General features: G+C 63.6%; 22 protein-coding genes. 13 read left to right on the plus strand and 9 right to left on the minus strand.

Features of this window, described 5'->3' with window-relative positions; genetic code table 11:
- Positions 1-289: 289 nt before the first annotated feature.
- The 5 genes from Q2941_RS42500 (at position 290) to Q2941_RS42520 (ending at position 5,708) form a co-directional block, all read left to right on the plus strand.
- On the plus strand, positions 290-916 hold the full coding sequence (locus tag Q2941_RS42500) for a MarR family winged helix-turn-helix transcriptional regulator (protein WP_458196247.1): 627 nt from the start codon (positions 290-292) through the stop codon (positions 914-916).
- A gap of 440 nt (positions 917-1,356) precedes the next feature.
- Positions 1,357-2,466, plus strand: coding sequence for an ABC transporter ATP-binding protein (locus Q2941_RS42505; RefSeq protein WP_027527181.1), 1,110 nt, complete (start codon positions 1,357-1,359; stop codon positions 2,464-2,466).
- 80 nt (positions 2,467-2,546) lie between these two features.
- Positions 2,547-3,596: an ABC transporter substrate-binding protein gene (locus Q2941_RS42510; RefSeq protein ID WP_027527180.1), complete on the plus strand. Its 1,050-nt coding sequence runs from the start codon at positions 2,547-2,549 to the stop codon at positions 3,594-3,596.
- A gap of 22 nt (positions 3,597-3,618) precedes the next feature.
- Complete coding sequence (locus Q2941_RS42515) at positions 3,619-4,881, plus strand: ABC transporter permease (protein WP_254111031.1); 1,263 nt, start codon at positions 3,619-3,621, stop codon at positions 4,879-4,881.
- Positions 4,878-5,708 (plus strand): ABC transporter permease, encoded by an 831-nt coding sequence (locus Q2941_RS42520; RefSeq protein WP_027527178.1) that lies wholly within the window; start codon positions 4,878-4,880, stop codon positions 5,706-5,708. Before Q2941_RS42515 ends, Q2941_RS42520 begins: the two co-directional genes overlap by 4 nt.
- Before the next feature lie 324 nt (positions 5,709-6,032).
- Here the strand turns inward: Q2941_RS42520 and Q2941_RS42525 are convergent, their stop codons facing one another.
- Positions 6,033-7,232, minus strand: a complete 1,200-nt coding sequence (locus Q2941_RS42525) for an adenylate/guanylate cyclase domain-containing protein (RefSeq protein ID WP_027527177.1) — start codon at positions 7,230-7,232, stop codon at positions 6,033-6,035.
- 284 nt (positions 7,233-7,516) lie between these two features.
- Here Q2941_RS42525 and Q2941_RS42530 point away from each other — a divergent pair, with 284 nt between their 5' ends.
- Positions 7,517-8,836, plus strand: coding sequence for an aminotransferase class V-fold PLP-dependent enzyme (locus tag Q2941_RS42530; protein WP_458196248.1), 1,320 nt, complete (start codon positions 7,517-7,519; stop codon positions 8,834-8,836).
- Positions 8,837-8,947: 111 nt separating this feature from the next.
- On the opposite strand, the gene Q2941_RS42535 is transcribed toward Q2941_RS42530, so the two are convergent.
- The gene (locus tag Q2941_RS42535) at positions 8,948-11,269 is read right to left on the minus strand and encodes a molybdopterin guanine dinucleotide-containing S/N-oxide reductase (RefSeq protein ID WP_458196249.1); all 2,322 of its coding nucleotides are present in this window, start codon (positions 11,267-11,269) and stop codon (positions 8,948-8,950) included.
- A 333-nt stretch (positions 11,270-11,602) separates the two neighbouring features.
- On the opposite strand from Q2941_RS42535, the gene Q2941_RS42540 reads away from it, so the two are divergent.
- A complete protein-coding gene (locus tag Q2941_RS42540; protein ID WP_458196250.1) occupies positions 11,603-13,393 on the plus strand; it encodes a peptide ABC transporter substrate-binding protein in 1,791 nt (596 codons plus the stop codon).
- An 18-nt stretch (positions 13,394-13,411) separates the two neighbouring features.
- Here the strand turns inward: Q2941_RS42540 and Q2941_RS42545 are convergent, their stop codons facing one another.
- Both Q2941_RS42545 and Q2941_RS42550 read right to left on the minus strand, forming a co-directional pair.
- The gene (locus tag Q2941_RS42545; RefSeq protein WP_027527173.1) at positions 13,412-14,299 is read right to left on the minus strand and encodes a LysR family transcriptional regulator; all 888 of its coding nucleotides are present in this window, start codon (positions 14,297-14,299) and stop codon (positions 13,412-13,414) included.
- Between the two features lie 156 nt (positions 14,300-14,455).
- Positions 14,456-14,602: a hypothetical protein gene (locus tag Q2941_RS42550; RefSeq protein WP_156944773.1), complete on the minus strand. Its 147-nt coding sequence runs from the start codon at positions 14,600-14,602 to the stop codon at positions 14,456-14,458.
- A 515-nt stretch (positions 14,603-15,117) separates the two neighbouring features.
- On the opposite strand from Q2941_RS42550, the gene Q2941_RS42555 reads away from it, so the two are divergent.
- Genes Q2941_RS42555 through Q2941_RS42570 form a run of 4 tightly spaced genes read left to right on the plus strand, consistent with a single transcriptional unit; the run spans position 15,118 to position 19,628 of the window.
- Complete coding sequence (locus Q2941_RS42555; protein WP_458196251.1) at positions 15,118-16,167, plus strand: ABC transporter substrate-binding protein; 1,050 nt, start codon at positions 15,118-15,120, stop codon at positions 16,165-16,167.
- Positions 16,168-16,192: 25 nt separating this feature from the next.
- The gene (locus tag Q2941_RS42560; protein WP_458196252.1) at positions 16,193-17,698 is read left to right on the plus strand and encodes a sugar ABC transporter ATP-binding protein; all 1,506 of its coding nucleotides are present in this window, start codon (positions 16,193-16,195) and stop codon (positions 17,696-17,698) included.
- Entirely contained in the window at positions 17,695-18,657 is a 963-nt protein-coding gene (locus tag Q2941_RS42565) for an ABC transporter permease (protein ID WP_458196253.1), read from the plus strand. Before Q2941_RS42560 ends, Q2941_RS42565 begins: the two co-directional genes overlap by 4 nt.
- Positions 18,654-19,628, plus strand: coding sequence for an ABC transporter permease (locus Q2941_RS42570; protein ID WP_051390140.1), 975 nt, complete (start codon positions 18,654-18,656; stop codon positions 19,626-19,628). The genes Q2941_RS42565 and Q2941_RS42570 overlap by 4 nt, the downstream gene beginning before the upstream one ends.
- On the opposite strand, the gene Q2941_RS42575 is transcribed toward Q2941_RS42570, so the two are convergent.
- Positions 19,575-20,537 (minus strand): amidohydrolase family protein, encoded by a 963-nt coding sequence (locus Q2941_RS42575; RefSeq protein WP_254111023.1) that lies wholly within the window; start codon positions 20,535-20,537, stop codon positions 19,575-19,577. The genes Q2941_RS42570 and Q2941_RS42575 overlap by 54 nt on opposite strands.
- 92 nt (positions 20,538-20,629) lie before the next feature.
- Between Q2941_RS42575 and Q2941_RS42580 the strand changes: the two genes are divergently transcribed.
- Together Q2941_RS42580 and Q2941_RS42585 are read left to right on the plus strand one after the other, a co-directional pair.
- The gene (locus Q2941_RS42580; protein WP_027527167.1) at positions 20,630-20,974 is read left to right on the plus strand and encodes a RidA family protein; all 345 of its coding nucleotides are present in this window, start codon (positions 20,630-20,632) and stop codon (positions 20,972-20,974) included.
- A 150-nt stretch (positions 20,975-21,124) separates the two neighbouring features.
- Positions 21,125-22,294 carry a hypothetical protein gene (locus tag Q2941_RS42585; RefSeq protein WP_458196254.1) on the plus strand — a complete coding sequence of 390 codons (1,170 nt, stop codon included), beginning with the start codon at positions 21,125-21,127 and terminating at the stop codon, positions 22,292-22,294.
- A gap of 81 nt (positions 22,295-22,375) precedes the next feature.
- Here the strand turns inward: Q2941_RS42585 and Q2941_RS42590 are convergent, their stop codons facing one another.
- The 4 genes from Q2941_RS42590 to Q2941_RS42605 all read right to left on the minus strand — a co-directional run.
- Complete coding sequence (locus Q2941_RS42590; RefSeq protein ID WP_198031912.1) at positions 22,376-22,693, minus strand: beta-propeller fold lactonase family protein; 318 nt, start codon at positions 22,691-22,693, stop codon at positions 22,376-22,378.
- A gap of 152 nt (positions 22,694-22,845) precedes the next feature.
- Positions 22,846-23,778 carry a dihydrodipicolinate synthase family protein gene (locus tag Q2941_RS42595; protein ID WP_458196255.1) on the minus strand — a complete coding sequence of 311 codons (933 nt, stop codon included), beginning with the start codon at positions 23,776-23,778 and terminating at the stop codon, positions 22,846-22,848.
- Between the two features lie 255 nt (positions 23,779-24,033).
- Positions 24,034-24,654, minus strand: a complete 621-nt coding sequence (locus tag Q2941_RS42600) for an adenylate kinase (RefSeq protein WP_458196256.1) — start codon at positions 24,652-24,654, stop codon at positions 24,034-24,036.
- A 39-nt stretch (positions 24,655-24,693) separates the two neighbouring features.
- Positions 24,694-25,005, minus strand: a 312-nt coding sequence (locus tag Q2941_RS42605; protein ID WP_458196257.1) for an AMP-binding enzyme, incomplete at its 5' end; no start/stop codon positions are given.

Raw genomic sequence — 25,005 nt, forward strand, 5'->3', positions numbered from 1 at the left:
TGTATAAGAGACAGCTGTGGAGAACTCGCGCAGGGACGCAAGACTTGGTTATACGCAGGTATATCCAAGAGCGTCTCTACTTGCTTTTCATGACAAGGTCAGTCATCGTTTTTGCGCTGGATAAGAAATGCGGGCTGAGTGACTTGGAATGCAGGGGCTTCGGTTGAGCAAATTCGAGCCATCGTCCGACGCTGATGGCGACAGCGACTTCCGTCCAACACTGCCACATCAGACACGCCATCGACGGCGCGATCCGCGGCGACCCGCGTCGCGACGGTCGGGGTAGGTCATGCCGCTGGCACGCGAAGCAGTCGAGCTGCTGATCCAGGCGGCGAGAGCCTGGTATTTCGAAGGCGACCGACACGGGTTGCGTGATCGGGAATGGATGGCGCTGCGCTTCCTCGGGCGCGCCAACCGGTTCTCGCGGACACCGTCCGCACTGGCGGGCTTCATCGGCGCGACCAGGGCCACGGCTTCGCAGATCGTGAAGACGCTCGAGACCAAGTCATACATCATCCGCAAGCCTTCGCACGAGGACAAGCGCTCGGTGGTGCTTTGCGTCACCGCCCAGGGCGAAAAGTGCCTCGTGCAGCACGATCCGATCAATCCCGTGCTGAACGCCGTGACCGCACTCGACTCCGAGGAACGCATCCGGCTGCGCGATTCCCTGAGGGAGATCCTCAATCATCTCGACGCGACACATCAGCGCCTCAACGCCAGCATCTGCCGGGACTGCATGTTTCTCGCCGAGCGTAGCGCGCCCAAGGGGCGCGCCGGCACGGAGTATACCTGCCGGCTCTATCGTGCTCCGATTTCGCCCGACGAGATCGAGCTCCTTTGTGCGAGCTTCGAGCGCGCCAACGACCGGCTGAGGACCGACGAGCCCTCCGACAGGATACGCGTCGCGAGCGTGTGAGCCTTTGCGGTATTCGCGCCGGGCGGATCGACGGCGGCGTCATTGCAGGCGCAGCCCGGGCGGCTTTGCGCCGCTGGTATTCTCCTCGCAGGATGCTAAGCTTCCCGTCCGACCTTGGACGGGGAGCTGACGGCGCCTTGCCGGCCTGCGGCCGTAAGCGCGCGGGCAGCGGGATCAGGGGACTGATCCAACGCCACACAGCGTCCGCGCTCCGTTCAGGGCACGGACGACCACGCCTGGCGGAGAAAGTGTATTGCGTATGGCCTGCGGCAATGAAGTTTCGATGACGGCGTGCGACCTTCGCCGTTACCCGTTGGCCTCGCGGATCGACCGCGTCCTGGACGCAGCACCCGGACACCGCCGGAAGATTTACGCCACATCTCGCTATCCCGGTTGATAATGGTCCCGGCTCGGTACTCATCAGCAGACGGGAGGACAGCATGGAAGGCGCCATGATCGCAGCCGCGCCGGCCTTGGTGCGCTTTTCCGGCATCCAGAAGACCTACGACGGCGAGCACCTCGTGGTGAAGAACCTCGACCTCGACATCAGGAAGGGCGAGTTCATCACCTTGCTCGGCCCGTCCGGCTCGGGCAAGACGACCACGCTGATGATGCTGGCGGGCTTCGAGGTCCCGACCCATGGCGAGATTTACCTCGCCGACCGGCCGATCAAGAACATGCCGCCGCACAAGCGCGACATCGGAATGGTGTTCCAGAACTATGCGCTGTTTCCGCACCTGACGATCGAGGAGAATGTCGCCTTCCCGCTGTCCGTCCGCAAGGTCAACAAGGCCGAGGCACAGGAGCGCGTGCGCGCGGCGCTGCGCATGATCAAGATGGAGGCCCTGGCGCAGCGGCGTCCGGGACAATTGTCCGGTGGCCAGCAGCAGCGCGTGGCGCTGGCCCGCGCGCTGGTTTTCAATCCCCAGATCGTGCTGATGGACGAGCCGCTCGGCGCCCTGGACAAGCGCCTGCGGGAGCAGATGCAGCTGGAGATCAAGCAACTGCACGAGACGATGGGCATCACCGTCGTCTACGTCACGCACGACCAGAGCGAGGCGCTCACCATGTCGGACCGCATCGCCGTGTTCAACGACGGCATCGTGCAGCAGATCGACCGGCCCGACGCGCTCTACGAGCACCCCGTGAACAGCTTCGTCGCTCACTTCGTCGGTGAGAACAACGTGCTGGCCGGCACCGTCGAGACGATCGAGCAGGGATATTGCCGCGTCGCGCTGGCCTCCGGCGGCACCATAATGGCCCGGGCGGTCAACGTGGCAAGCAGTGGCGCCACTACTTCGCTGTCGGTGCGACCGGAGCGGATCTCCATTATCATGGACGGGGCGACGAGCGAGGGACCGAACCGCCTGCCGGCCACCGTACAGAGCACCATCTATCTCGGCGACCACACGTTGGCCGTGCTCGAGGTCGCGGGCAACGAGGAGTTCATGGTCAAGCTCCAGCCGGGCGAACATCACAGCTTGAGGCAGGGTGAAAACGTGTCCGTCACGTTCCGCCCTGAAGACTGCCTGGCCCTCGATCCGGTGTAATCGAACCACTTCCTCCAGGCGATCGGGCCGGGACACATCACTTCCAGGACGCAACTCACAACAAGAAGGGAACGAAGACGATGATGAAACTCAAGATGGCACTCGGATTCGCCGCGACGCTGACCGCCGGCGTCGCGCTGGCAACAGTCGCGCAGGCGCGCGATCTCACCGTCGTATCGTGGGGCGGTGCATATCAGGACGCCCAGAAGAAGGTTTACTTCGAACCGTTCAAGAAGGCGGCCGGCATCCCGATGAACGACGAGTCCTGGGACGGCGGCATCGGCGTGCTGCGGGCCAAGGTGCAGGGCGGCGCCGCGACCTGGGACGTCGTCCAGGTCGAGAGCGAGGAACTCGCGGTCGGCTGCGATGAGGGCCTGTTCGAGAAGATCGACTACACCAAGATCGGCGGCGAGGCCGCCTATCTGCCGCCGTCGGTCAATCCCTGCGGCGTCGGCGCCATCCTGTACGACTTCGTCCTCGGCTACGACAAGGACAAGCTGAAGGAGGCGCCGAAGGGCTGGGCGGACTTCTTCGACACCAAGAAATATCCGGGCAAGCGCGCCCTGCGCCAGGGTCCGAAGACCACGCTGGAGATCGCCCTCATCGCCGACGGCGTCCCGCCGGCGGACGTCTACAAGGTGCTGGCCACCGACGAGGGCGTCGATCGCGCCTTCAAGAAGCTCGACACCATCAAGGGCGACCTCGTCTGGTGGAAGGCCGGCGCCCAGCCGCCGCAGCTGCTCGCCTCGGGCGAAGTGGCGATGACCTCGGTCTATAACGGCCGCATCGACACCGCGAACAAGAACGAGAAGAAGAACTTCGGCATGGTGTGGGACGGCGCGCTCTATACGCTCGACAGCTGGGTCATCCTGAAGGGCAGCCCGAACAAGGACACCGCCTACAAGTTCCTCGACTTCGCCGGCAAGGCCGAAAACCAGTCCAAGCTGTCGGAGAACATCGCCTACGGCACCTCGAACAAGGACGCCGCGGGGCTGATCCAGCCGGCCGTTCTGAAGGATCTGCCGACGGCGCCGGACAACATGAAGAATGCGGTCGAGATCAACGTTGCATTCTGGCTCGAGAACATCGACCGCCTGACCGAACGCTTCAACAAGTGGACCGCGAAATAACGCGACCGCAAGGCTTGAAGCAATGACGGAAGCGTTCCTGACCAGCGCCGATGCGCCGACCGACGTGCCGCTCAAGCGCCGCCTCAAACGGGCGGAGCGGGCGCGCCAGGTCAAGGCATTGGCGCTGGTCCTGCCGCTTCTCGCATTCCTGCTCTTCACCTTCTTAGGACCAATCGCCGGCATGCTCTGGCACGCCGTCGATGACTGGGAGGTGCGCAAGGTGCTGCCGCAAACCGTGGCGGCGCTGGCCGACTGGGACGGCAAGGACCTCCCGGACGAAAAGGCCTATGCTGCGCTGGCCGACGACATCCTGGCGGCGCGCGCCGCCGGGACGCTCGCCATCGCGGCCAAGCGGCTCAACTACGCCGTCAACGGCTTCCGCACCATCCTCACCAGCACGGCGCGCAATCTGAAGGCCCCGCCTGTATCAGGCACGGCGAAGGAGACGCTGGGCAAGATCAATCCGGCATGGCGCGAACGCACCACCTGGGCGGCGATCAAGGGCGCGAGCGGGCCGGTGACAGGCTTCTACCTGCTGGCGGCGCTCGACCTGACGCGGAACGTGGACGGCGCGATCGTCGCCGCCCCGCCCGATCAGGCCATCTACCGCGACGTCTTCGTCCGCACCTTCATCATCAGCTTCAGTGTCACGGTGCTGTGCCTGATCCTGGGCTTCCCGGTCGCCTACCTCCTGGCAACGCTGCCGGCCGGGAGATCGAATCTCCTGATGATCTTCGTGCTGCTGCCGTTCTGGACGTCGCTGCTGGTGCGCACCTGCGCCTGGATCGTGCTGTTGCAGAGCAATGGCGTGGTGAACGACAGCTTGCGCTTCCTCGGCATCATCGATGCGCCGATGCGGCTGATCTACAACCGCTTCGGCGTCTATGTGGCGATGACCCACGTGCTGCTGCCCTTCATGATCCTGCCGCTCTACAGCAGCATGAAGGCGATCTCGCCGGCCTATATGCGGGCCGCCGCCTCGCTCGGCGCGCCGCCGCTCACCGCCTTCCTGCGGATCTACCTGCCCCAGACCCTGCCCGGCATCGCCGCGGGAAGCCTGCTCGTCTTCATCCTGGCGCTCGGCTACTACATCACGCCCGCACTCGTCGGCGGCGGCGCCGATCAGATGATGAGCTACTTCATCGCCCTCTACACCACCGAAACCGCCAATTGGGGCCTTGCCTCGGCTTTGGGCGCGCTGCTGCTGGTCGCAACGCTGCTGCTCGGCGTCCTCTACGGAAGGCTGGTGCAGGGGCAGCAGGTCACCGGAGGAATGAAGAATTGAGCGGCGATGCTTCCCTCCGCACGACCAGCCAGCGCATCGCGTGGGGCGCGACCATCATCATTGCCACGCTGGTCTTCATCTTCCTGATGGCGCCGATCCTCGCGATCATGCCGCTATCCTTCAGCTCCGGCGCCTACCTCACCTATCCGCTGCCCGGCCTTTCCTTGCGCTGGTACGATGAGTTCATCCATTCGGCGCGCTGGATGACGTCGCTGAAGAACAGCATGATCATCGGCGTCGCCGCGACGGTGCTGTCGGTCGTGCTCGGCACGCTGGCCGCGCTGGGGTTGGCACAGTGGAAGAGCCGGTTCAAGCCGCTGGTGCTGGCGATCGTGCTGTCGCCCGTCGTGGTGCCCGGCGTCATCACTGCGGTCGGCCTCTACTTCTTCTTCGCGCCGATCGGGCTGACCGGCAGCTATCTCGGCCTGATCCTGGCCCACACCGCGCTGGCAACGCCCTTCGTGGTGATCACGGTCGGCGCGACGCTGCAAAGCTTTGACATGAACCTGGCGCGCGCCGCAGCCTCCCTCGGCGCGCCGCCGCTCTACGCATTCCGCCGCGTGATCCTGCCGCTGATCCTGCCGGGTCTGGCATCAGGCGCGCTGTTCGCCTTCGCCACCAGCTTCGACGAGGTGGTGATCGTGCTGTTCATGGCCGGCCCCGAGCAGCGCACCCTGCCCCGCGAAATGTTCAGCGGCATCCGCGAGAACATCAGCCCGACCATCACGGCGGCGGCGGTGATCCTGACCACCGTCTCCGTCATCCTGCTCGCCACCATGGAAGGCCTGCGCCGGCGCAACGAGCGGCTGAAGGGCAGCAGCGCCTGAGGCGCGCTAGCCGCGTCGCCAAAACCAAAACATCGAAAACAACCCCATGCAAAGTAGCCGGTGGCGGACGGCGCGATGGCTTCCGATTTTACGAAATCATTTGACACGTCGGGCAAATCAGGGGCATGATGCCATCATTGGGGTTCGTAGGATCGGTAGAAGCTTTGGCGAACCCCAACGAAACAGGCGCAATCCGACCTCCCCGCGCCGGAGGCGATCGTAGCCCGGATGAAGCGCAGCGAAATCCGGGAAACACGCCGATGGAGTCAACCCCGGATTACGTTGTGCTCCATCCGGGCTACGGAGCGCGCAGCAGACCGACCTTCAGCCGTGATACGCGAACACCTCGACCGGCTCGTTGAAGCCGCGCACCGGGTGTTCGCCGACGCGTTCGAGTTCGACTTCGTTCTTCACGAGGTCGGCGAAGGCGCGCGAAAGCAGCACGGTTCGCCCCAACTGTTTTGTGAGCGTCTCGAGACGGGAGGCCATGTTGACGGCAGGGCCGATGACGGTGAAGTCGAGCCGGGAGCGCGAGCCGATATTGCCGTACATGACGTCACCGACATGGGCACCGATCCCGTAATGCAGCGGCGCGCGGCCGGTGACGCTGTTGTTTTCGTTCAGCACCGCCATGGCCTGACGGGCCTCACTCACGGCCCGCAGCAGGTTTGCACAGGCCGAGGGCTGGCTGAGCGGAAAGATGGCGAGCAGGCCGTCGCCGATGAATTTCAGGATTTCCCCGCCATGCCGCACGATCGGCTCGGACATCGCGTCAAAATAGTCGTTGAGGAGATCGATGACGTCATCGCGCGGCCAGTTGTCGGAGATGCGGGTGAAATCGCGCAAGTCGCAGATCAGGATCGCGGCGTGCACGGTCGTGCCGCTGCCGCGCCTTGTGGCGCCGGCCAGGATGAGTTCGCCGGCATGCGAGCCGACATAGGTCTCGAGCAGGGTTCGCGCCAGGCGGTTCTTGATCCGGATCTCGCTGACCAGCGCCAGCACCGGCAACAGTCTCTTGAGAGCGGCAACATGCGCGTCGTCGAAGCCGTCGGGACGGTCGGTCGCGAAGGTGACGATGTGCCGCTTGCCGAGCGTATGGTACATCGGCCATGCCACATAGTCGGTCAGGCCCTTCGCCCGCATCTCGTCATAGACGGCATGCTTGCGGCCCGCTGATGGGCCCCGTTCGAGATGCTCGCGCACCTCGGTAGCGCCGTCATGGATTTCGTTGGCGGGACTGCCGATATATTGGGATGTTTCCCTGACATCGTAATCGACCCGCGAAATCTCCGCCCCGCGCATCCCGTCGGCCCACATCATCCGCGCGCCCAGCCATTGCGGATGGTTGACCACGACATGAAGCGTCGCCCGCGCGACCGGAATGCCGGCCTGCTGGAGGCGGATGCACATCTCGGCAAAGATGTTGTCGATGAAGCGCTGATCGCGGGTCTCGTTGGTCAGCCAGTGCAGGACGTCGCGCTCGGGCTGCGCGGTGACGGGATCGACGTTGGACGGCGCGTTCATGGCTTGCTCCGGGGCGGGGGGTGCGGAGTCGGGATGCAGGATATGTCGTGTCTCGGGCGGGGGGCGTCAATGGCGGCGGCCACCCCGTAGGATGGGTAGAGCGAAGCGAAACCCATCGCGGTCGTCCGACGATGAAGCATGATGGGTTTCGCAAGTGCTCAACCCATCCTACGCACTCCCCGCCACGTTCGGGATCGACGGTCCACCTTTGGACGGTCACAGTCCCGTCATCTCCGCTTCGTGGACCATTGCTCTGGTCGCCGTGCTAAAGTGAGAGGCTCAAGATGCATTTGATCAAGACGATTTCCTCCGATCGCAGGTCGATCCTGAAGGGGTTCACGGCCGCGGTGGTCGCGCCGCTTGCGGCACCGGTGATGGCTGCGGAAGGCTTGCCGAAGGCGCCGACGGGACCTGCGGCCGCGATCGCCACTGACAAGGCCTATTGGGATGCAGCGCGCGGGCTCTATGCCGTGACACCTGACATCGTCAACCTGGAGAACGGCTATTGGGGCGTCATGCCCGAGCCGGTGCGGCGCGAGTTCGTCCGCCAGGTCGACATGGTCAACTCCCAGAATTCCTACTATGCGCGGCAGCGCTTTGGTGCCGATTTCGAGGCCGTGCGCGTCAAGGTGGCGGAAGCGGTCGGCGCTACGCCCGAGGAGATCGCGCTGACGCGCGGTGCAACCGAGGCGCTGCAGCTCCTGATCGGCGGCTACAACAGGCTGAAGACGGGCGACACCGTGCTCTATGCCGATCTCGACTACGATTCGATGCAGTATGCGATGAACGCGCTGAAGGCGCGGCGCGGCGTCGACGTCGTCAAATTCGACGTGCCGGAGCCAGCGACCCGGCAGGCCGTGCTGGACGCCTACGCAAAAGCGATCGATGCCAACCCGAAGACCAAGCTGCTGCTGCTGACGCATGTCAGCCACCGCACCGGCCTCGTGATGCCGATCGCCGAGATCGTGCGCATGGCGAAGGCCAAGGACATCGACACCATCGTCGATGCCGCCCATTCCTGGGGGCAGCTCGACTTCAAAGTCGGTGAGCTCGAGGCCGATTTCGTCGGCTTCAACCTGCACAAATGGATCGGCGCGCCGCTCGGCGTCGGCTTCCTCTACATCAGGAAAGACCGCATCGCCGACATCGACCGCGACATGGGCGACGAGGATTATCCGGCAACCGATATCCGCTCGCGTGTGCACACCGGCACCGTGAATTTCGCGACCGTGCTGACGGTGCCGACGGCGGTCTCGCTACACCAGGAGATCGGCGCACCCGCCAAGCAGGCCCGCCTGCGCTACTTGCGCGACTACTGGGTGAGCCGTGTCCGTGCGTTCAGGGATATCGAGATCCTGACGCCGGATGAAATCGGCTCCTACGGAGCCATCACCTCCTTCCGCATCGCCGGCAAGACGAGCAAGGCCGACAACGACGCCGTCGTGGCCAAGCTCAGGGACGGCTTCAAGGTGCATACGGTGCGCCGTGCGGGTGTCGCCAAGGGACAGTGCATCCGCGTGACGCCGGCGCTCTACACCACGGAGGCCGATCTCGACCGCCTTGTCGAGGCGCTCGCAATCATCACGGGCACGAAGGCGGGCTGAGGCACCGCTTTCGAAGATCGTAGGATGGGTAGAGCGAAGGCGAAACCCATCAAACTTTTATCGGGCGACGAAGCTGATGGGTTTCGCTGCGCTCCACCCATCCTACACAAGCTATATCGGATCGAAGGCGCGGATCGGAGGCAGGTTGCCGGTGAAGCGCTCCACCTCGACCGTCGTAAGCTGGCCGGTGCAGCCCTGCGCAAAGGACGAGGTGCCGATGTCGCGGGTGAGCACGTTCGGATTGCCGTGAACGCAGAGCGGCGCGTCGTCCTCCGGATCCATCGGGTCGTACCACGCGCCGGTCGGCAGCTGGACGACACCGGGCGCTATGCCGTCGGTGACATGCACCGCGGCAAGACAGGCGCCGCGCTCATTGAACAGGCGGATGATGTCGCCATCCTTGATGCCGCGAACGCTAGCGTCGCGCGGGTTCATGCGCGCGACCTCGCGGCCGCGATGTTTTGCTGCCGCCGAATGGCCGCCGAAGTCGAGCTGGCTGTGCAGGCGCGTCACGGGCTGGTTGGCGACGAGGAAGCATGGCGAGCCGGGCTTTGGTACATCGGTCTTCGCGAGCCAGACCGGATGGCCCGGACAATCCGCATCGCCGTGGCCGGCGATCTTTTGCGAAAAGATCTCGATGCGTCCGCTCGGCGTCGGTAGGGCATGAGCGAGGGGATCCTCGCGGAAGCGGCGCAGCCTGCCGCCGTCATCGGGCTGTTGCGGCACGACCAGGCTGCCGCGTTGCCAAAATTCCTTGAAGCTCGGGGCCTCGAGGCCGCGCGCCCCGAGCGAAGCACGGGTCGGCTCATAGAGATGTTCCAGCCACTGCCGCGCGTTGCGCCCTTCCGTGAAGGGTTCGCGCGCGCCGAGCCGTTCGGCAAGATCGGCAAAGATCTCATAGTCGTCGCGCGCGAGGCCAAACGGCTCGGCGATACGGTGCATCGCGACCATCAAAGGATCGTTGGTGGAATAGCCGATGTCCTCGCGCTCGAGCGTCATCGTGGAGGGCAGCACGATGTCGGCGTGCCGGGCCGTGGCGGTCCAGGCGAGCTCGTGCACGACCAGCGTATCGACCTTCGAGAAGGCCTTGCGCAGGCGGTTGATGTCCTGATGGTGATGGAAGGGATTGCCACCGGCCCAGTAGACGAGACGGATATCCTGATAGGTGCGCGTCTCGCCATTGTAGCGATAGGTGCTTCCAGGGTTGAGCAGCATGTCGGCGATGCGCGCCACCGGAATGAAATCGGCGACACCATTGCGGCCCTGCCCCAGCGTCGGCCCCGGCGCGTCGTTGACGCGGCGGCCGTAATAGCCGATCGCCCCCAATGAATAGGCGTAGCCGCCGCCGGCAAGGCCGATCTGGCCGAGCGCTGCCGCCAGCACCATGCCCATCCACACCGGCTGCTCGCCATGCTCGGCACGCTGCAGCGAATGGGAGACGGTGATGAGCGCCCTCTTCCCGGCAAGGCGCCGCGCCAGCTTGCGGATCGTGTTCGCCTCGACGCCGCAGATCGCGGCGGCCCATTCGGCGTTCTTGGCCTGCCCATCGCTCTCGCCGGTCAGATAGCGCAAAAAGACCGGCCAGCCTTCGGTGTAGCGATCGAGAAAAGCCTGATCATGCAGGCCCTCAGCCACCAGCGAGTGGACGATGCCGAGCATCAGCGCGGTGTCGGTGCCGGGCACGCACGTCATCCATTCGGCGCCGGCCTCCACTGGCAGATCGTCACGCAGCGGACTGACCAGGATGAACTCGCAGCCGCGCCGGCGCGCAGCACTCATGGCGCCGCGCTCGACGTGCTTGCTGATCGAGCCGCCAGCCACCATCGAGTTCTTCAGCGCCATGCCGCCGAACGCCAGCACGATATCGGTCTCGGTCGCGATCTGCTCCCAGGTGACGTTGCGCTTGGTGATGTCTTCATAGCCCGCCAGGATCTGCGGCAGCAGCACGGAGGACGCGCCCGAGGAATAGGTGTTGACCGACCGCACGTAGCCGCCCATCGCGATGTTGAGGAAGCGATGAACCTGGCTCTGCGCGTGATGAAAGCGGCCCGCGCTCGACCAGCCGTAGGAGCCGCCGAACACAGCCGAGGGGCCGCGCGTGTCGCGGATGCGCGTCAGCTCGTCCCCCAGAAGATCGAGCGCCTTCTCCCAGCTGACGGAGACGAATTCGTCGCGGCCGCGGCGATCATCGGGGCCGGGCCCACGCTCGAGCCAGCCGCGGCGGATCGCCGGCTGGGCGATGCGCGCCTGGTGGCGGAGCGCGCCGGGAAAATTGTCGATGATGCCGTTGGGATCGGGATCGCCTGCATAATGCCTGACCTCTAACCCGGCTTCACTATTCCGCGCCGAGAACACGCCCCAGTGCGAGGTGTGCGGCTTGAAGCCGTCCGACAGGTCGAGGCCGGGATCGGGGAAGCCAATCGTGTCATCCATCGCGTGGTCCTCATCGCGGAGCGCCGCGCAGGCTGCTCCGGTCGCAATTACCGAGGCAATATAATGAGACGCGCCCGTGAAGGGCAACGGATTAGCGATGTCGGGAACCGAGAGCATAGGGGCCTCGCGCAGATTGCACAGCCGACAGCCTTCATGCATCCGGCCTCAGCGTCGTCATTGCAATGACGACGTCGCGCACCCTCGAACTCGCATCTCACGCTTAGACACGCCATTTCGCCGCAGGCTTTCCCTGCCTTGTCGGCATTGCCGCCTCCGCTATGATGAAACATGATGGGCTTCAGTCGGTGACGAGTCTTCTTTGAGAGGTGGACGATGAACGAAAACGAAATCCGCGGGTTCATCGCGGAGGTGAAGCAAGGCGCGCTATCTCGTCGCTCGTTCATCCAGAAACTGGCTGCGATCGGGATCGCAGCGCCGGTCGCGAGCCAGATCCTGGCCTGGAACGACGTGGCGATGGCGGACGCCACGCTGCCATACAAGCCGACCAAGGCCGGCGGCAGCGGCCCGCTCAAAATCCTGCTCTGGCAGGCCCCGACGCTGCTCAATCCGCATTTCGCGCTCGGCACCAAGGACCAGATCGCCTCGCGCATTTTCTTCGAGCCGCTCGCCGGCTGGGACAAGGAGGGCAACCTCATCCCCTGCCTCGCCGCCGAGGTCCCGAGCAAGCAGAACGGCGGCCTTGCGCCCGACGGCATGAGCGTGACGTGGAAGCTGAAGCAGGGCGTGACATGGCACGATGGCAAGCCCTTCACCGCCGACGACGTCGTCTTCACCTGGACATACGCCGCGGATCTCGCGACCGCGGCGTACACCACGGGTTCCTACAAGGACATCACCGTCGAGAAAATCGACGACCACACCGTCAAGGTGAAGTTCAAGAGCCCGACCCCGTTCTGGGCCGATCCCTTCGTCGGCTCGGTCGGCCAGATCCTGCCAAAACATCATTTCGGCGACTATGTCGGCGCGAAGTCGCGCGAAGCACCGGGCAATCTGAAGCCGATCGGCACCGGCCCGTACAGGTTCGTCGAGTTCAAGCCGGGCGACATGATCCGGGCCGAACGCAATCCCGACTATCATGTCAGGAACCAGCCGCATTTCGACACGCTCGAAGTCAAGGGTGGCGGCGACGCGGTCTCCGCCGCGCGCGCCGTGCTCCAGACCGGCGAATACGACTATGCCTGGAACCTCCTGGTGGAGGAGGAGGTCCTCAAGCGCATGGAGGCCAACGGAAAGGGCAAGGTCGACGTCACGCCCTCCGGCAACGTCGAGTTCATCATCCTCAACACGACGGACCCGTGGACCGAGGTCGACGGCGAGCGCTCCAGCGTCAAGACCAGGCACCCGACGCTGTCCGATCCGGCCGTTCGCCGGGCGATCAACCTCCTGATCGATCGCGAGGCGATCGAGAAATTCATCTACGGCCGCGGCGGCATCGCAACGGCGAGCTTCGTCAACCAGCCTGCGCAGTTCAAGTCGGGCAAGCTCAAATACGCGTTCGACGTCGACAAGGCGAACAAGATCCTCGACGAGGCCGGTTGGACAAGGGGCGCGGACGGCATCCGCGAGAAGGACGGCAAGAAGCTCAAATTCGTTTTCCAGACCTCGATCAACGCCCCGCGCCAGAAGACGCAGGCCATCATCAAGCAGGCCTGCCAGCGCGCCGGCATCGAGATCGAGCTCAAGTCGGTCGTCGCATCGGTGTTCTTCTCGTCGGACGTCGGCAATCCCGATACCTACTCGAAATTCTATGCCGACATGGAGATGTACAACACGACGCAGCCGCAGCCCGATCCGGAGCGGTTCCTGAACCAGTGCGTCTCCTGGGAGATCGCCAACAAGGACAACAAATGGCTCGGCCGAAACATCTCGCGCTGGTCCGATCCAGAGGCCGACAAGGCCTACAAGGCCGCGCAGAACGAGCTCGATCCGGTCAAGCGCGCCGCATTACTGATCAAGGTCGACGAAACCTTCTGCGATGCCAACGTGTTCCTGCCGCTGCTCTCGCGCAACATCGTCGGCGCAGGCGTCAACAACCTCATGGCCGACATCTCGGGTTGGGACGTCACGACCTGGAATCTGGCGAGCTGGTATCGCGGTGCGTAGCTCGGGCCGGCATCGCGATCAGTCCAACTCAAAGGACGATCTGGCTGCCTTGACCGACGAGGCGATGAACCGATGCACTTCCTGAACCCTGCGCGTTCCGTGCGTGTCAGGATGTGACGTCAGCCAATAGCTTCGAACGAAGCGGACGTCGGGAAGCAAGCGCCGCAGCTCCGGGTAACGCCTTGCAGCGTAGTCGTGCAAAATGCCGATCCCGTGCCCGGTTCGGACCGCCTCCATCTGGGCAATGACGCTGCCGCACTCGTAGCGGCGAGACATCAGCCGGCCGAGAACGGACGCATAGTCGAGAGCCCGGCTATAAGCGAAGTCCTCGATGTGCGTAACGAAGAGACGACCGGCTAGATCGGAATGAGCCTTTATCGGCCCCTCGCGCTCGAGATAGCTCTCCGAGCCGTATACGCTCAGGGTGTAGTCGGTCAGCTTGGACAAGATGAGCCGGCCCTGCTTCGGCCGGTCGAGTGTGATCGCGATATCCGCCTCCCGACGCGAAAGCGAGAACGTGCGCGGGAGTGGCACGAGTTGAATGATCAGCCCCGGATGGCGCGCAGCCAACGCGCCCAGATGCTCAGCCAGGAAGTAGTTGCCAAGTCCATCGGGTGCTCCAACTCGCACCGTGCCGGTGACGGCGTCTGCACTGCCGCCGATGCTGGCGCCAACCTTGAGAAACTCGCTTTCCGCGCGCTCCGCCGCCTGGACCAGGGCCTCCCCTGCGGCAGTTAGCGAGCAGCCGGATGTGTGTCGTTCGAGCAGCTTCGCCTTCAGGCTCTTTTCCAGCGCGGTTATCTGACGCGCAACCGTCGCGTGATTCAATCGCAGATTTTTTGACGCTTTGAGCATCTGCCCTGCGCGCGCGACTTCCAGGAATATTCTCACCCGCTCCCAATCCATACCCTACACTTTCTGCACAATGGAGCCACAATCCCGTTCGCTGATGTGCAATTTTATGTACCGCGTATCGTCTGCGATCAAGCATTCAGTGCAGGGAGCAGCCGCGCCCAGCTTCTGACCGGCGAACTGCGTGAGATCGCAGAAGCAGCGGAAAAGCTACGCCACGCCCGTGTCGGACGAGAAAAACCCGTCCTCCCGGGCCTTGTGAACATCGGCAAGAAGAGCCCTCGGGTCCAGCCTGACGCCGCTCGACAAAACGAAGTCCTCCTCTGGAATGAAGGAGAGGATCTTCTCGTCGCTCATGAGCGAGACCAGCAGGCGCCCCGACGCGGTTCAGAGAGTCGGAATCCTCTCGCCAACATCCGAGCTGATGCGAAACGGCCTGGCGCCTTCGCGTATTTGTCGCCATCGAGCATGCACAACTGAGACGTCTCGCGCGCCGTCTCGGCGAGTTCATCGAGATACGACCGGCATTCGCGGTTCAGGACGAACTGCGACTGATAGGCAAGGCCAAGGAAGTACAATTTGCGGCCAAGAAAAAACGCGGCCCTCCTTGTCGGCACATTCGAGAATCCCGGCCGCCGGCATCAGATTGACGAGTTCGCAGCTCATCGATTTCGGAGCGTCGACGCATTCGGTCTCTTGCGCGATTTCTAAAACGACGCTAGCTTTTCGACGTCCGCTATAATGAAAGTATGTCCATTATAGTGGAATCAGGAGCAAGCCGTTGCGATCGGCCTGTGGAGGCCCCTGCCGATCCGTCGCTCAGCGCCAGGCCTTGAAGGCGCCGCCGCGCGCCGCGCATTGGAGGGAGAAGGATGATGAAGTCGTCGTTGTCGGCGGTTAGCGCCATTTGCCTTGGCCTATTCGCTCTGATCGGAACGGCAAGCGAAGCCGCCGCCGCGGCCAAATGCATGAAGGGCGATCGCAAGCCGCCATTCACAATCGGTTGGGCCGATATCTATTCGGTGCCGACCTGGATGAAGGAGACACAGGGGACGATCGAGAAAGAGGTCGACGAACTCAAGAAGCAGGGTCTCATCTCGAAACTCGTCGTCACTGATGCCCGGGGCGATGCCAACACCCAGATCCAGCAAATCCAGTCGATGATCGATTCCAATGTCGATGCGATCATCCTCATTGCCGGCTCGTCTTCCGCGCCGGGCCGCGTGATCGCCGACGCCTGCGCCAAGGGCATCGCCGTCATCAATTTCGACAGCCTCGTCGACACCGATCAGGTCACCGCCAAGATCAATACGGATTCGGAGCAGTGGGGCGCGAGCGCGGCGAAATTCCTCATCGACGCGATCGGCGGCAAGGGCAAGATCCTCGTACTGAACGGCCCGGCCGGCATCTCCGTCAGCGATGACCGCCGCAAGGGCGCCGAGCCGGTGCTCAAGGCCAACCCCAATGTGACCATCCTCGCCGAGACGAACACCGCCTATAACGTCGCGCCGGCCCAGGAAGCGGTGACCAACCTTCTCTTCGCCCATCCCGAGATCGACGGAATCCTGTCGCTCGGCGGCGCTCTCTCGGCTGGCGCGGTTCTCGCTTTTGACAAGCAAGGCCGCAAGCAGGTTCCGATCACGGGGGAGAACGCGCGCCAATTCCTCGAACTGTGGAAGGCAAAGAGCCTCAAATCTTGGGCGACGATGCAGCCCAATTGGCTCGGCGCTTTTGCGACCTACGCGGCCGTGCAGGCGTTGACTGGCAAGGATGTCCCCGCCTTCGTCAAGATTCCTTTGCCGATCATCGATAACTCGAACATTGACCAGTATCTGGCCAAGGCGAAAGATTTCCCGGCTGACGGCTACATCTACTCTCCTTACGATCAGAAGCTCTTTGACGAGCTTCTGGCTCAAAAATAGGCCAGAACCGGGAACGGTCGCGAAGATGACGCCTGCTCCGACCCTTGCCGCACGCGGTGTGTCGAAGTCGTTCTTCGGAAATCCCGTGCTGCGCGACGTGTCCATCGCGCTTCATCCGGGCCGGATTCACGCGCTGCTCGGCGAGAACGGAGCGGGCAAGTCGACGCTGATCAACATCCTGTCGGGGGCTCTGCTCCCCGACGAGGGCGTCGTGGAAATCGACGGCCGCTCGTTTCGCGGGCTCAATCCCCGCGACGCGCATCGCGCGGGCGTCGCAGTAGTGCAACAGGAGCTCGGCCTCACCAGCCAGCTCTCCATCGCCGAGAACATCGGCCTTGGCGCACTGCCGCGCCGCTATGGATTGATCGACTATCGCTGCCTCGCCCGGCGCGCGCGGGCGGCGATGGACCTCGTCGGGCTCGACGAGGATTTGGCGACCCCGGTTGGCGACCTGCCGCTCGGCCGGCGCCAGATGGTCGAGATCGCCAAGGCTTTGTTTCGAGAGCCGCGCGTTCTCATTCTCGATGAGCCGACATCGTCCTTGTCCGCACACGAGGTCGAGACGCTGACGAGCCTGCTCGACCGCCTTTGCGCAAAGAACGTCGCCATTCTCTATATATCGCATCGACTCAACGAAATCATGCGGTTGTGCCAGCACGTCACCGTCCTCAAGGACGGCGTCGTCACCGCGGACCGGTCGATCGAGGGCGTCGAGGCCGCGGATCTGGTGCGACTGATGGTCGGCCGCGACACGGGCCACCTCTTCCCCGCCTGGACACCGACCACCGACCGGGATCCGATCGTGTCGGTCTCGGGTCTTTCCGCCGGCGTCTTGCGCAACATCGATATTTCGATCCGGCGCGGCGAGGTTCTCGGCGTCGGCGGATTGGTCGGGCAAGGACAAGAGGATTTGCTCCTCAGTCTCTATGGCGCCCTGCCCGCCTCCGCGCGGACCGCAGAGTTCAACGGCAGAGCGAAGCTTCCCTCGTCGGTTCGCAAGGCCAACGCGCTGGGACTTGCCTATGTGCCGGCTGATCGCAAACGCGAAGGCCTTCATCTCATTCACAACATCGGCTGGAACCTCATGCTGCCAAGCTTCGCACGCGCATTTGGGCTGTCGTTGCGCGACCGAACGAAAGAGCGTGCGCTCGCCAGCGCGCTCGCCGACCGCTTCACGATCAAGGGCGATCTCACGCGGCAAGTGCAGGCGTTGTCCGGTGGCAACCAGCAGAAAGTGGCGCTGGCGAAATGGACGCCGGCCGAGCCGCAAGTTCTGTTGCTGAACGATCCGACGCGCGGCGTTGACGTCGAAACAAAGCGCGAAATCTACGCGCTGCTGCGCCGTCTCGCCGGCGAAGGCAAGGCGATCGTGCTTTCAAGCTCCGATACGCCCGAACTCGTTCATCTTTGCGACCGCGTCGCCGTGATGCGCGAGGGGCGGATCGTCGCCACCATCGAACGCGAGGCCGTGAGCGAAGAGGCCATCGTGGCCGCCTCGATGGGCGCAGACCTCATGAGGACGGCAGCATGAGCGCGGCCGGAAGTGCACCGCGGCTGTATTGGCCGGCGCAACGACAGCGCAACCGAGGCGTCAAAGGCCTCTTGACCGTCGTAGCGGCGTTTCTGGCCCTTTACGCCTATCTCTTCCCCGGCCTCATCAGCGTGAGCGGCGTCGCGAAATTCTCGCAGAGCTGGCTGCCGCTCGTGCTGGTCTCGATGGCGCAAGCAATACTCATGCTTGCCGGCGGCGTCAGCCTGGCGATCGGCGCGATGGTCAGTCTGGGCGCGGTCATCGCTGCGACCACGATGGCCGGCCCGCTCGGCGTCGCCGGTGGCGCGGCTTTGGTGATTGTCGCAGGTCTCGTCACCGGCGCGGCTTGCGGAATAGTCGTCGTGCGTCTTGGGCTGCCCGCCATCGTCGTCACGCTCGCGGCCTCATTCATAGTTGGCGGCGCCGCCCTGCTGATCCTGCCAAGACCGGGCGGCGCGATCCCCGCATGGTTGTCGGATTCGCTTGCCGGCGAGACGCCTGTGGCGGCACTGCTCGTCATCCTCGCCGTCGTCCTCTGGAAACTCTATCTCGCCACGCCCCTTGGCCTTAGCCTCTACGCGGCCGGAGAAAATTCCGTCGCCGCGTACCGCGCCGGCGTGCCCGTCGACTCGGCACGGATCGCTGCCTATGCCGTCAGCGGGCTGCTTTCGACCTGCGCGGGCCTCTTCGTCGCCGCACAAACGGGCTCGGGCGATCCGGTGATCGGCGAAGCATTCACGCTCAACTCGATTGCCGCGGCAGTTCTCGGCGGCGTGGGCTTTCTCGGCGGCCGCGGAGCGATGCGCGGCGCGGTTGCCGGCAGCCTCCTCCTCAGCGTCATGATCAACGTGATGTATTTCCTCGGCTTCCCGCCGGTCGCGCATTACATCGCGCAAGGCCTGATCATCGTCGGCGCCGTCGCGCTGCCGGAATTTACGGCGCGCAGGAGTTCGCCATGAGATCGACAGAGACGGTCCGCTTTCCAAAGTTCCAACGGCGCACGCTGCTGATGAGCCGGCCTTTCCTGACGGTTCTGATCGTCGCCGCCCTATGGATCGCCGCGTCCTTCGCAAAGCCAGGTTTCGGGGCCTTTGGCCATCTCCGCTATCTCGTCGAGCTTGGCGCCGTCGTCGGTCTTGCCGCTATTGGGCAGACGTTCGTCGTCATTGCAGGCGGCATCGACCTTTCGGTCGGCGCCATCATCACGGTCAGCGCCGTCGGCGTGCCTCTCGTCTCATTTGCCGGCGACGAGAGTGGTGCGTTTGCAGCTCTCATAACCCTGGCCGCTGCGACCGTGATCGGGGCCCTCAACGGAATCGGCGTCGCTCTCTTGCGCGCCCATCCCATGATCATGACCCTGGCCATGGCGACCTTTCTGCAGGGTCTTTTGATCCTGCTTGCCGGCGGCAGCGCAGTTTCAGCGCAGAGTCCATTGCTGGAGTGGCTCGGCTCCGCGCGGCCGACCGGCGTCCCTGCCGGCGTCCTCGTTTGGGCCGTCGCGTCGACCCTTTCGCTCATCGCGCTACACGCGACGCCATTCGGCGCGCGCGTCTTCGCGCTCGGCGCTAATTCGCTTGCAGCCACCCTCTCCGGCGTCAATGTTCGATCGACGACCGTCGCTGTTTACGCGATCAGTGGCCTGACCGCCGGGATGACGGGTCTTCTCCTCCTCGGCATGAACGGGCAGGGTTACGTCGGGATCGGCGATCCCTACCTTCTTTCGTCAATCGCAGCGGTCGTGCTCGGTGGCACGTCGATCCTCGGTGGTTCGGGCACATATGCCGGCTCCATTCCCGGCGCCGTTCTTCTCGTGACGATCACAGCACTCATCACGGTGGTCAATGCCTCGCCGGGGTGGCGAAGCATTCTCTTCGGATCACTCATCCTCGCCCTGCTCCTGGTCTCGGGGCGAGAGTCGCGGCGAAGATGAGAGGTCGTCGAACCGATAGAGACGCGCCGCATTGGCAAAGAACAGGGCCCTCTGCTCATCGGCAGAAAGCTGGGAGGCGATGGCCTTGAAGGCGTCGTACACCTCATCGAACGACGCGTGGAGCCCCGCGACCGGGAAATCGCTGGCGAACATCGCCCGTGCCACGCCGAAACATTCGAGGCAGTGGAGCACCACTTCGGCCAGACTTTCGAGCGTCCAGTGATGATCATAGGCCACGAGATCGGAGATCTTGATCGATACATTGGGCGCGCGGCCCAGGCTCGCGAGAGCCTTTCGCCAACGCGACATCCCGTCGGGATCGCGGTCGATCGGGCTGCCGCAATGGTTGAGAACGAAAAGCTGGTTCGGAAAGTCCCGCGCCAATCTTTCCGCCTGAGCAAGCTGATTGGGGAAGACCATCAGATCGAAGGCAAGCGCGTGGGCCTCCAGCCGTGCAAGGCCGGAACGCCATTGCGGATCGTCGATGCAATCGCCCCGAGCGGCGAAACGGCGCGCGGGGTCCTCGCTCCAACTCAGGATATCGCGGACGCCAACCACGCGCGAAAAGCGTGCCTGCGCCTCGATCAAGGCCGGCGCTTTTGCGCTCGCCAGCGGAACGTGAACGACATAGCGCTCCGCAACGCGGTCCGTCTTGTCGAGCGTTTCGAGCCACCGCGTCTCACCGAGGCAGTCATCGCTCGCCCAACCGGCTTCCACGTGAACGCTGCCCACGACGTTTTGCCGCGCCGCATCGCGACGATAGTCCTCAGGCAGATAGTCGCGCCTGAGCGACGCAAGATCACCGAGACCGCCGCGTTCACCGGCTCTGACCGCGAGCCAATGATGCCGACCAAGGCTCAAGTCCCAAAGGTGATGATGCGCGTCGATGATCGGGCCGTCATACCTCAATGTCGCGCGGGCTCCACGAAAGGCGTCGCCGCCTGCCACCTGCTTCGACTATATCGTCCAATCGTTCGATCTCACAATGGCAAGGGCCTGCAATGATGAAACACTACAAGGTCAGCCCACGGATGGCGCAGGCGGTGACGTACAATGGCGCGGTTCATATCGCCGGCCAGGTCGCCGACAATCGCAAGGCGGACATCGCGGATCAAACGCGCCAGGTTCTCGCCAAGATCGACGCTCTGCTCGCCGAAGCCGGAACCAACAAGTCCAGACTGGTCGCGGTGAACGTCTTCCTGCCGCACATCACCGACTTCGAGGTGATGAACCGCGTCTATGACGCCTGGGTCGATCCCGAGAAGCCGCCGGCTCGGGCCTGCGTCGAGGCACGGCTCGCCGACCCCGACCTGCGCATCGAGATAACCGCCATCGCGGCGCTGTAGGTGGCGATTTGCCCTGTTCCGGTCCCCGAGATTGCAGAGCGGACAATTCTGGCTCGAAGATGAAGGATCATTCAGCCCGGACAGTCGACGGTGCCGACGCGCGCAAACTCCATTTCTGCAAAAAAGCGCTTCGGCGCTGAAAGGTCACCGATGCATCGCTCAATGTGGACTTACGCCTGGGACATACAGGACCTTGGCTTCGATCGCGTCATCGACGAATTGCGCGACCGCGCCGGCGTGAACAGCGTGAGTCTCGCGACGTCCTACCATGCGGGCCGCTTCGTTCAGCCGCGCAGCCCGGTACGTAAGGCCTATTTTCCCGAAGACGGAACGATCTACTTTCATCCGACGCCGTCGCGTTGGGGTGGGGTGGCGGTCCGACCGAAGGTTGCCGAGGTCATCGCACAAGGCGGGGACGTCTTGCGTGAGCTCGTGCGTCGTCGCGACGCCGGTGGCCTGAAAGTCTGTTGCTGGACGGTATGCCTGCACAATACGCGCCTTGGTCTCCTTCACCCAGGCGTCACGACGCGCAATGCATTCGGCGATCCGAACTATTATAGTCTCTGCCCGTCCAATCCCGACGCGCGCGCCTATGTCTGCGCCCTGGTCGAGGACGTCACTCACGCCTACCGCCCGGACATGGTCGAACTCGAGAGTCCGTCCTTCATGGGCTTCGCCCATGAGTTCCATCACGAGAAAGACGGTGTCGGCCTGACGGCCGAGGACGATTTTTTCTTGTCGCTTTGCTTCTGCGAGAGCTGTCGCGCCCGCGCCGGGGCAGCCGGCGTCGATGTCGAGGCCGCCCGTCGTCTGGTCGCACAATGGATCGTCGAGGCGTGCGAGCGCGAGACGCCTCAACCGCGCTTTCCGGAATTTCCCGGCAGCGGTCTCGACAGCTTCCGCCAATTTCCAGCGCTCTATGAGTATCTGCTTTGGCGAACGGAGCCGGTGACAAGTCTCATCGCGGAAATGAAGGCACGCGCGCACGCGGACAGTCGCGTCGTCTTGATTGATGTTGCCAACGGCTGGCTCGGAGGCTGCGATCTCGAGGCGATAGGCAAGGTCTGCGACGGGGCGATTCTTTGCGTCTATGGACGTTCGCCGGATGAATGTGCCGCGACCTTGGCGCAAGGCAAAGCCGCGCTTGGGAACGAAAAGTTTCTTGGCGCCGGGCTCCGCGTGTTCCCGCATGACGTCACCGGCGCCGAAGGCCTGAGACGCCAGGCCGACGCTTGCATGAAGGCAGGCGCCAAAGGGCTGAACTTTTACAACTATGGTCTCGTCCCAGCGCCCCGGCTGGACTGGATCGGTCGGATCTAGAGTGCCACCATTCCGCACCAGAACATCCAGTCGCTTCCGACCTCAACGTCGTACTTTCGCACAAAACTCAGCTTGCCGTCGTCACCAACGGAAAAGACGGTCAACCCGGCTGGTCTGGACATTGTCGCCTTGGCGAACGTCGAGAGGTACCACGGCTGCCGTAACAAGCATCCGGCCGCTTGGATGGATCGAGAATGTTCTGCAATGGAACGTTTGCGTATCGATCGTCTGGATGAGCGTCGGCTCGCCACTTGCGGGATCGATCGAAAAGACCGCAACGGAATTCTCTCCGTCTCCATGCACCTTGCGGCCGGCGAACTCGACCGTTCCGTCCGAGCGGTTGGCGAGATAAACGAACCGCCCATTTGGGTGCACGTGGATCGGGCCGACAAATTGCACGGGCAGTCTCGCTTCGTCCTTTGCCGGTCTCCTCGCTGAAGGCCGCGCCGTCGATATACTCGAAAAACACCTTCGACAGCCGCCTTGCCGCCATGATCAAGGTTTGCAACGGTCACGTTCGCGCTCCCTTCGGACAGCGGCCGCGACGATGCTCAGCACGCCGCCGCAATCCTGGCGCGGAAGCTCGCCTGCCCCTGCATGACCTTGTCAAGCAGCGCGTCGAGCGCCCAGAAGCGCTCATGGATGTCGAAGTCGACAGCCCGGCTCCTGATGCAGGAGAACGTGCCGAGCCGCTGGTGATACAGTTTCGCCAGCTTGGGATAGCCCATCGGCTCGGCCATCGCGGCGAGCGCGAGATAGACGGAAAGATCGTCCGCCAGTGCCGGCTCGGTGGAATGGTGTATCATGAGCCACTTGTAGAGGTCCGGGTGAAAGTTCGTGAACACACCAGTGAAGCCTCGCGAACCGGCCTTCATCGCATCGAAGGCGATCGCCGCATTGGCGTTCACGACGGCAAGTTTTGAATTCTTCGTCAGCGCCACCCGGCGTTGCACGGTGGCGAGATCACAAGATACGTCCTTGAGAATCGCGAACCGTCCGCTCTCGGCGCAGAATCTCAGCTCGTCGTCGGACAAGAGCCGGCGGAACGGCGCGGGGCATTCGTAAAGACCGAGCGGCAGATCGGCCGGCAGGCGATCGAGCAACCACCGCAGGTGATCCATGAAAGCGGTACCGCCCTCGCGCTTTGGATCGAGGCGGTTCGTCACCAACACCAGGCCGTCGACGCCGGTGGCGGCGATCGAGGTGAGCTCGGTCAACTGATCCTGGCGCGATTCGCTGATGTGGCCGGACGCGATGACAGGCAGCCTGCCTGCTGCCTTTCGCGCGACAAAACGGGCCAGCTCAACGCGCTCCTCGAGGCCAAGGAACTGCATCTCGCTCGACTGGGCCACGGCGAACAGCGCATCGGCGCCGTTCGCTATGTACCACTCAATGAGGTTTTCGAGCCCCTGAAAGTCGATGGCATCCGCTTCGGTGAAGGGTGTCAGCATCACGGGAATGATGCCTTGAATTGATGCGGTCACGAGCCAGCTCCTAAAATGGCGGAATCACGTAGAGGCCGACGTTGCGCGCGTCGATGGGGAAGGTCAACGGCAGAACGCCGTTAAGCAGCGCAATCGGCATCACTCCGCTTGGATAGGTGCCTTGTCCTTATGTCACGTCCGAGTGGACGAGAGATGACGAGCGAGAAATACGACCCCGCGCGCGGCGCCATCGGCGCTCACACGCTGGGTTGAGAACGCGTCACCGACAAGTGGCGCATGCCCATCAGCTGGCGTCTATGCGCTGCCGGTTGCGCTAACGTGCACTTGAGAAGCGTTGGATCCGATCGCCTCGAATAGCCTTTTGGTCACGGTATCGACCGGTTGGAGGCCATCGATGCTCCTCAGCAACCTCAACGACCGATAAAACTCGATCAACGGCGCCGTCTGTTGGTTATAGGTATCAAGCCGGATCTTTAGCGCTTCCTTGTTGTCGTCGGCGCGAACCGCCTCTCCCCTTAGCCTCGCTTCGCTTGCGCGCGTCATGATGCGATCCAGCAAGACCGCTTCGTCTACCTTCAATTCGATCACATGGTCGAGTTCAATGCTGATACCGCGCAGATGTTGGTCGAATGCTTGGGCTTGAGCGATCGTGCGAGGAAACCCGTCGAGGACAAAGCCGCGCTGCGCGTCGGCCTGCGAAACGCGTCCAACGACGACCGCGACGATAAGCTGATCTGGCACCAGCTCGCCCCGCGCCATGATGTCTGCCGCCTTCTTCCCGATGTCCGTCCCGGCTTGCACCGCGGCGCGTAACATATCGCCGGTCGACAGATGGGGAACAGCGAGCCTCTCGACCAATCGGCCGGCCTGCGTTCCCTTTCCCGCACCAGGCGGTCCCAACAGAATGATTCTCATGCTCACCTCCATCGCACGATCGTGTCCGACGTACCGGCTTCACGCCTGTCGGCGGTTCTGGCGGTTCTTGACGAGGTCGTCGACCACGGCGGGATCGGCCAGCGTCGAGGTGTCCCCCAGGCTGCCCGGCTCGTCCTCGGCGATCTTGCGCAGGATGCGGCGCATGATCTTGCCGGAACGCGTCTTGGGGAGGCCGGGCGCGAACTGGATCTGGTCGGGCGAGGCGATCGGGCCGATCTCCTTGCGCACCCAGGTCACGAGTTCCTTGCGCAGATCCTCGGTCGGCTCGACGCCGGCCATCAGGGTGACATAGGCGTAGATGCCCTGGCCCTTGATGTCGTGCGGGAAGCC

This window comes from Bradyrhizobium sp. UFLA05-153 (assembly GCF_054185185.1).

Bases quoted from the DNA above. Each gene is read 5' to 3' on its own strand.
- Q2941_RS42500 (WP_458196247.1), top strand. From the start codon at position 290: ATGCCGCTGGCACGCGAAGCAGTCGAGCTGCTGATCCAGGCGGCGAGA.
- Q2941_RS42505 (WP_027527181.1), top strand. From the start codon at position 1,357: ATGGAAGGCGCCATGATCGCAGCCGCGCCGGCCTTGGTGCGCTTTTCC.
- Q2941_RS42510 (WP_027527180.1), top strand. From the start codon at position 2,547: ATGATGAAACTCAAGATGGCACTCGGATTCGCCGCGACGCTGACCGCC.
- Q2941_RS42515 (WP_254111031.1), top strand. From the start codon at position 3,619: ATGACGGAAGCGTTCCTGACCAGCGCCGATGCGCCGACCGACGTGCCG.
- Q2941_RS42525 (WP_027527177.1), bottom strand. From the start codon at position 7,232: ATGAACGCGCCGTCCAACGTCGATCCCGTCACCGCGCAGCCCGAGCGC.
- Q2941_RS42530 (WP_458196248.1), top strand. From the start codon at position 7,517: ATGCATTTGATCAAGACGATTTCCTCCGATCGCAGGTCGATCCTGAAG.
- Q2941_RS42535 (WP_458196249.1), bottom strand. From the start codon at position 11,269: ATGGATGACACGATTGGCTTCCCCGATCCCGGCCTCGACCTGTCGGAC.
- Q2941_RS42540 (WP_458196250.1), top strand. From the start codon at position 11,603: ATGAACGAAAACGAAATCCGCGGGTTCATCGCGGAGGTGAAGCAAGGC.
- Q2941_RS42545 (WP_027527173.1), bottom strand. From the start codon at position 14,299: ATGGATTGGGAGCGGGTGAGAATATTCCTGGAAGTCGCGCGCGCAGGG.
- Q2941_RS42550 (WP_156944773.1), bottom strand. From the start codon at position 14,602: ATGAGCGACGAGAAGATCCTCTCCTTCATTCCAGAGGAGGACTTCGTT.
- Q2941_RS42555 (WP_458196251.1), top strand. From the start codon at position 15,118: ATGATGAAGTCGTCGTTGTCGGCGGTTAGCGCCATTTGCCTTGGCCTA.
- Q2941_RS42560 (WP_458196252.1), top strand. From the start codon at position 16,193: ATGACGCCTGCTCCGACCCTTGCCGCACGCGGTGTGTCGAAGTCGTTC.
- Q2941_RS42565 (WP_458196253.1), top strand. From the start codon at position 17,695: ATGAGCGCGGCCGGAAGTGCACCGCGGCTGTATTGGCCGGCGCAACGA.
- Q2941_RS42570 (WP_051390140.1), top strand. From the start codon at position 18,654: ATGAGATCGACAGAGACGGTCCGCTTTCCAAAGTTCCAACGGCGCACG.
- Q2941_RS42580 (WP_027527167.1), top strand. From the start codon at position 20,630: ATGATGAAACACTACAAGGTCAGCCCACGGATGGCGCAGGCGGTGACG.
- Q2941_RS42585 (WP_458196254.1), top strand. From the start codon at position 21,125: ATGCATCGCTCAATGTGGACTTACGCCTGGGACATACAGGACCTTGGC.
- Q2941_RS42600 (WP_458196256.1), bottom strand. From the start codon at position 24,654: ATGAGAATCATTCTGTTGGGACCGCCTGGTGCGGGAAAGGGAACGCAG.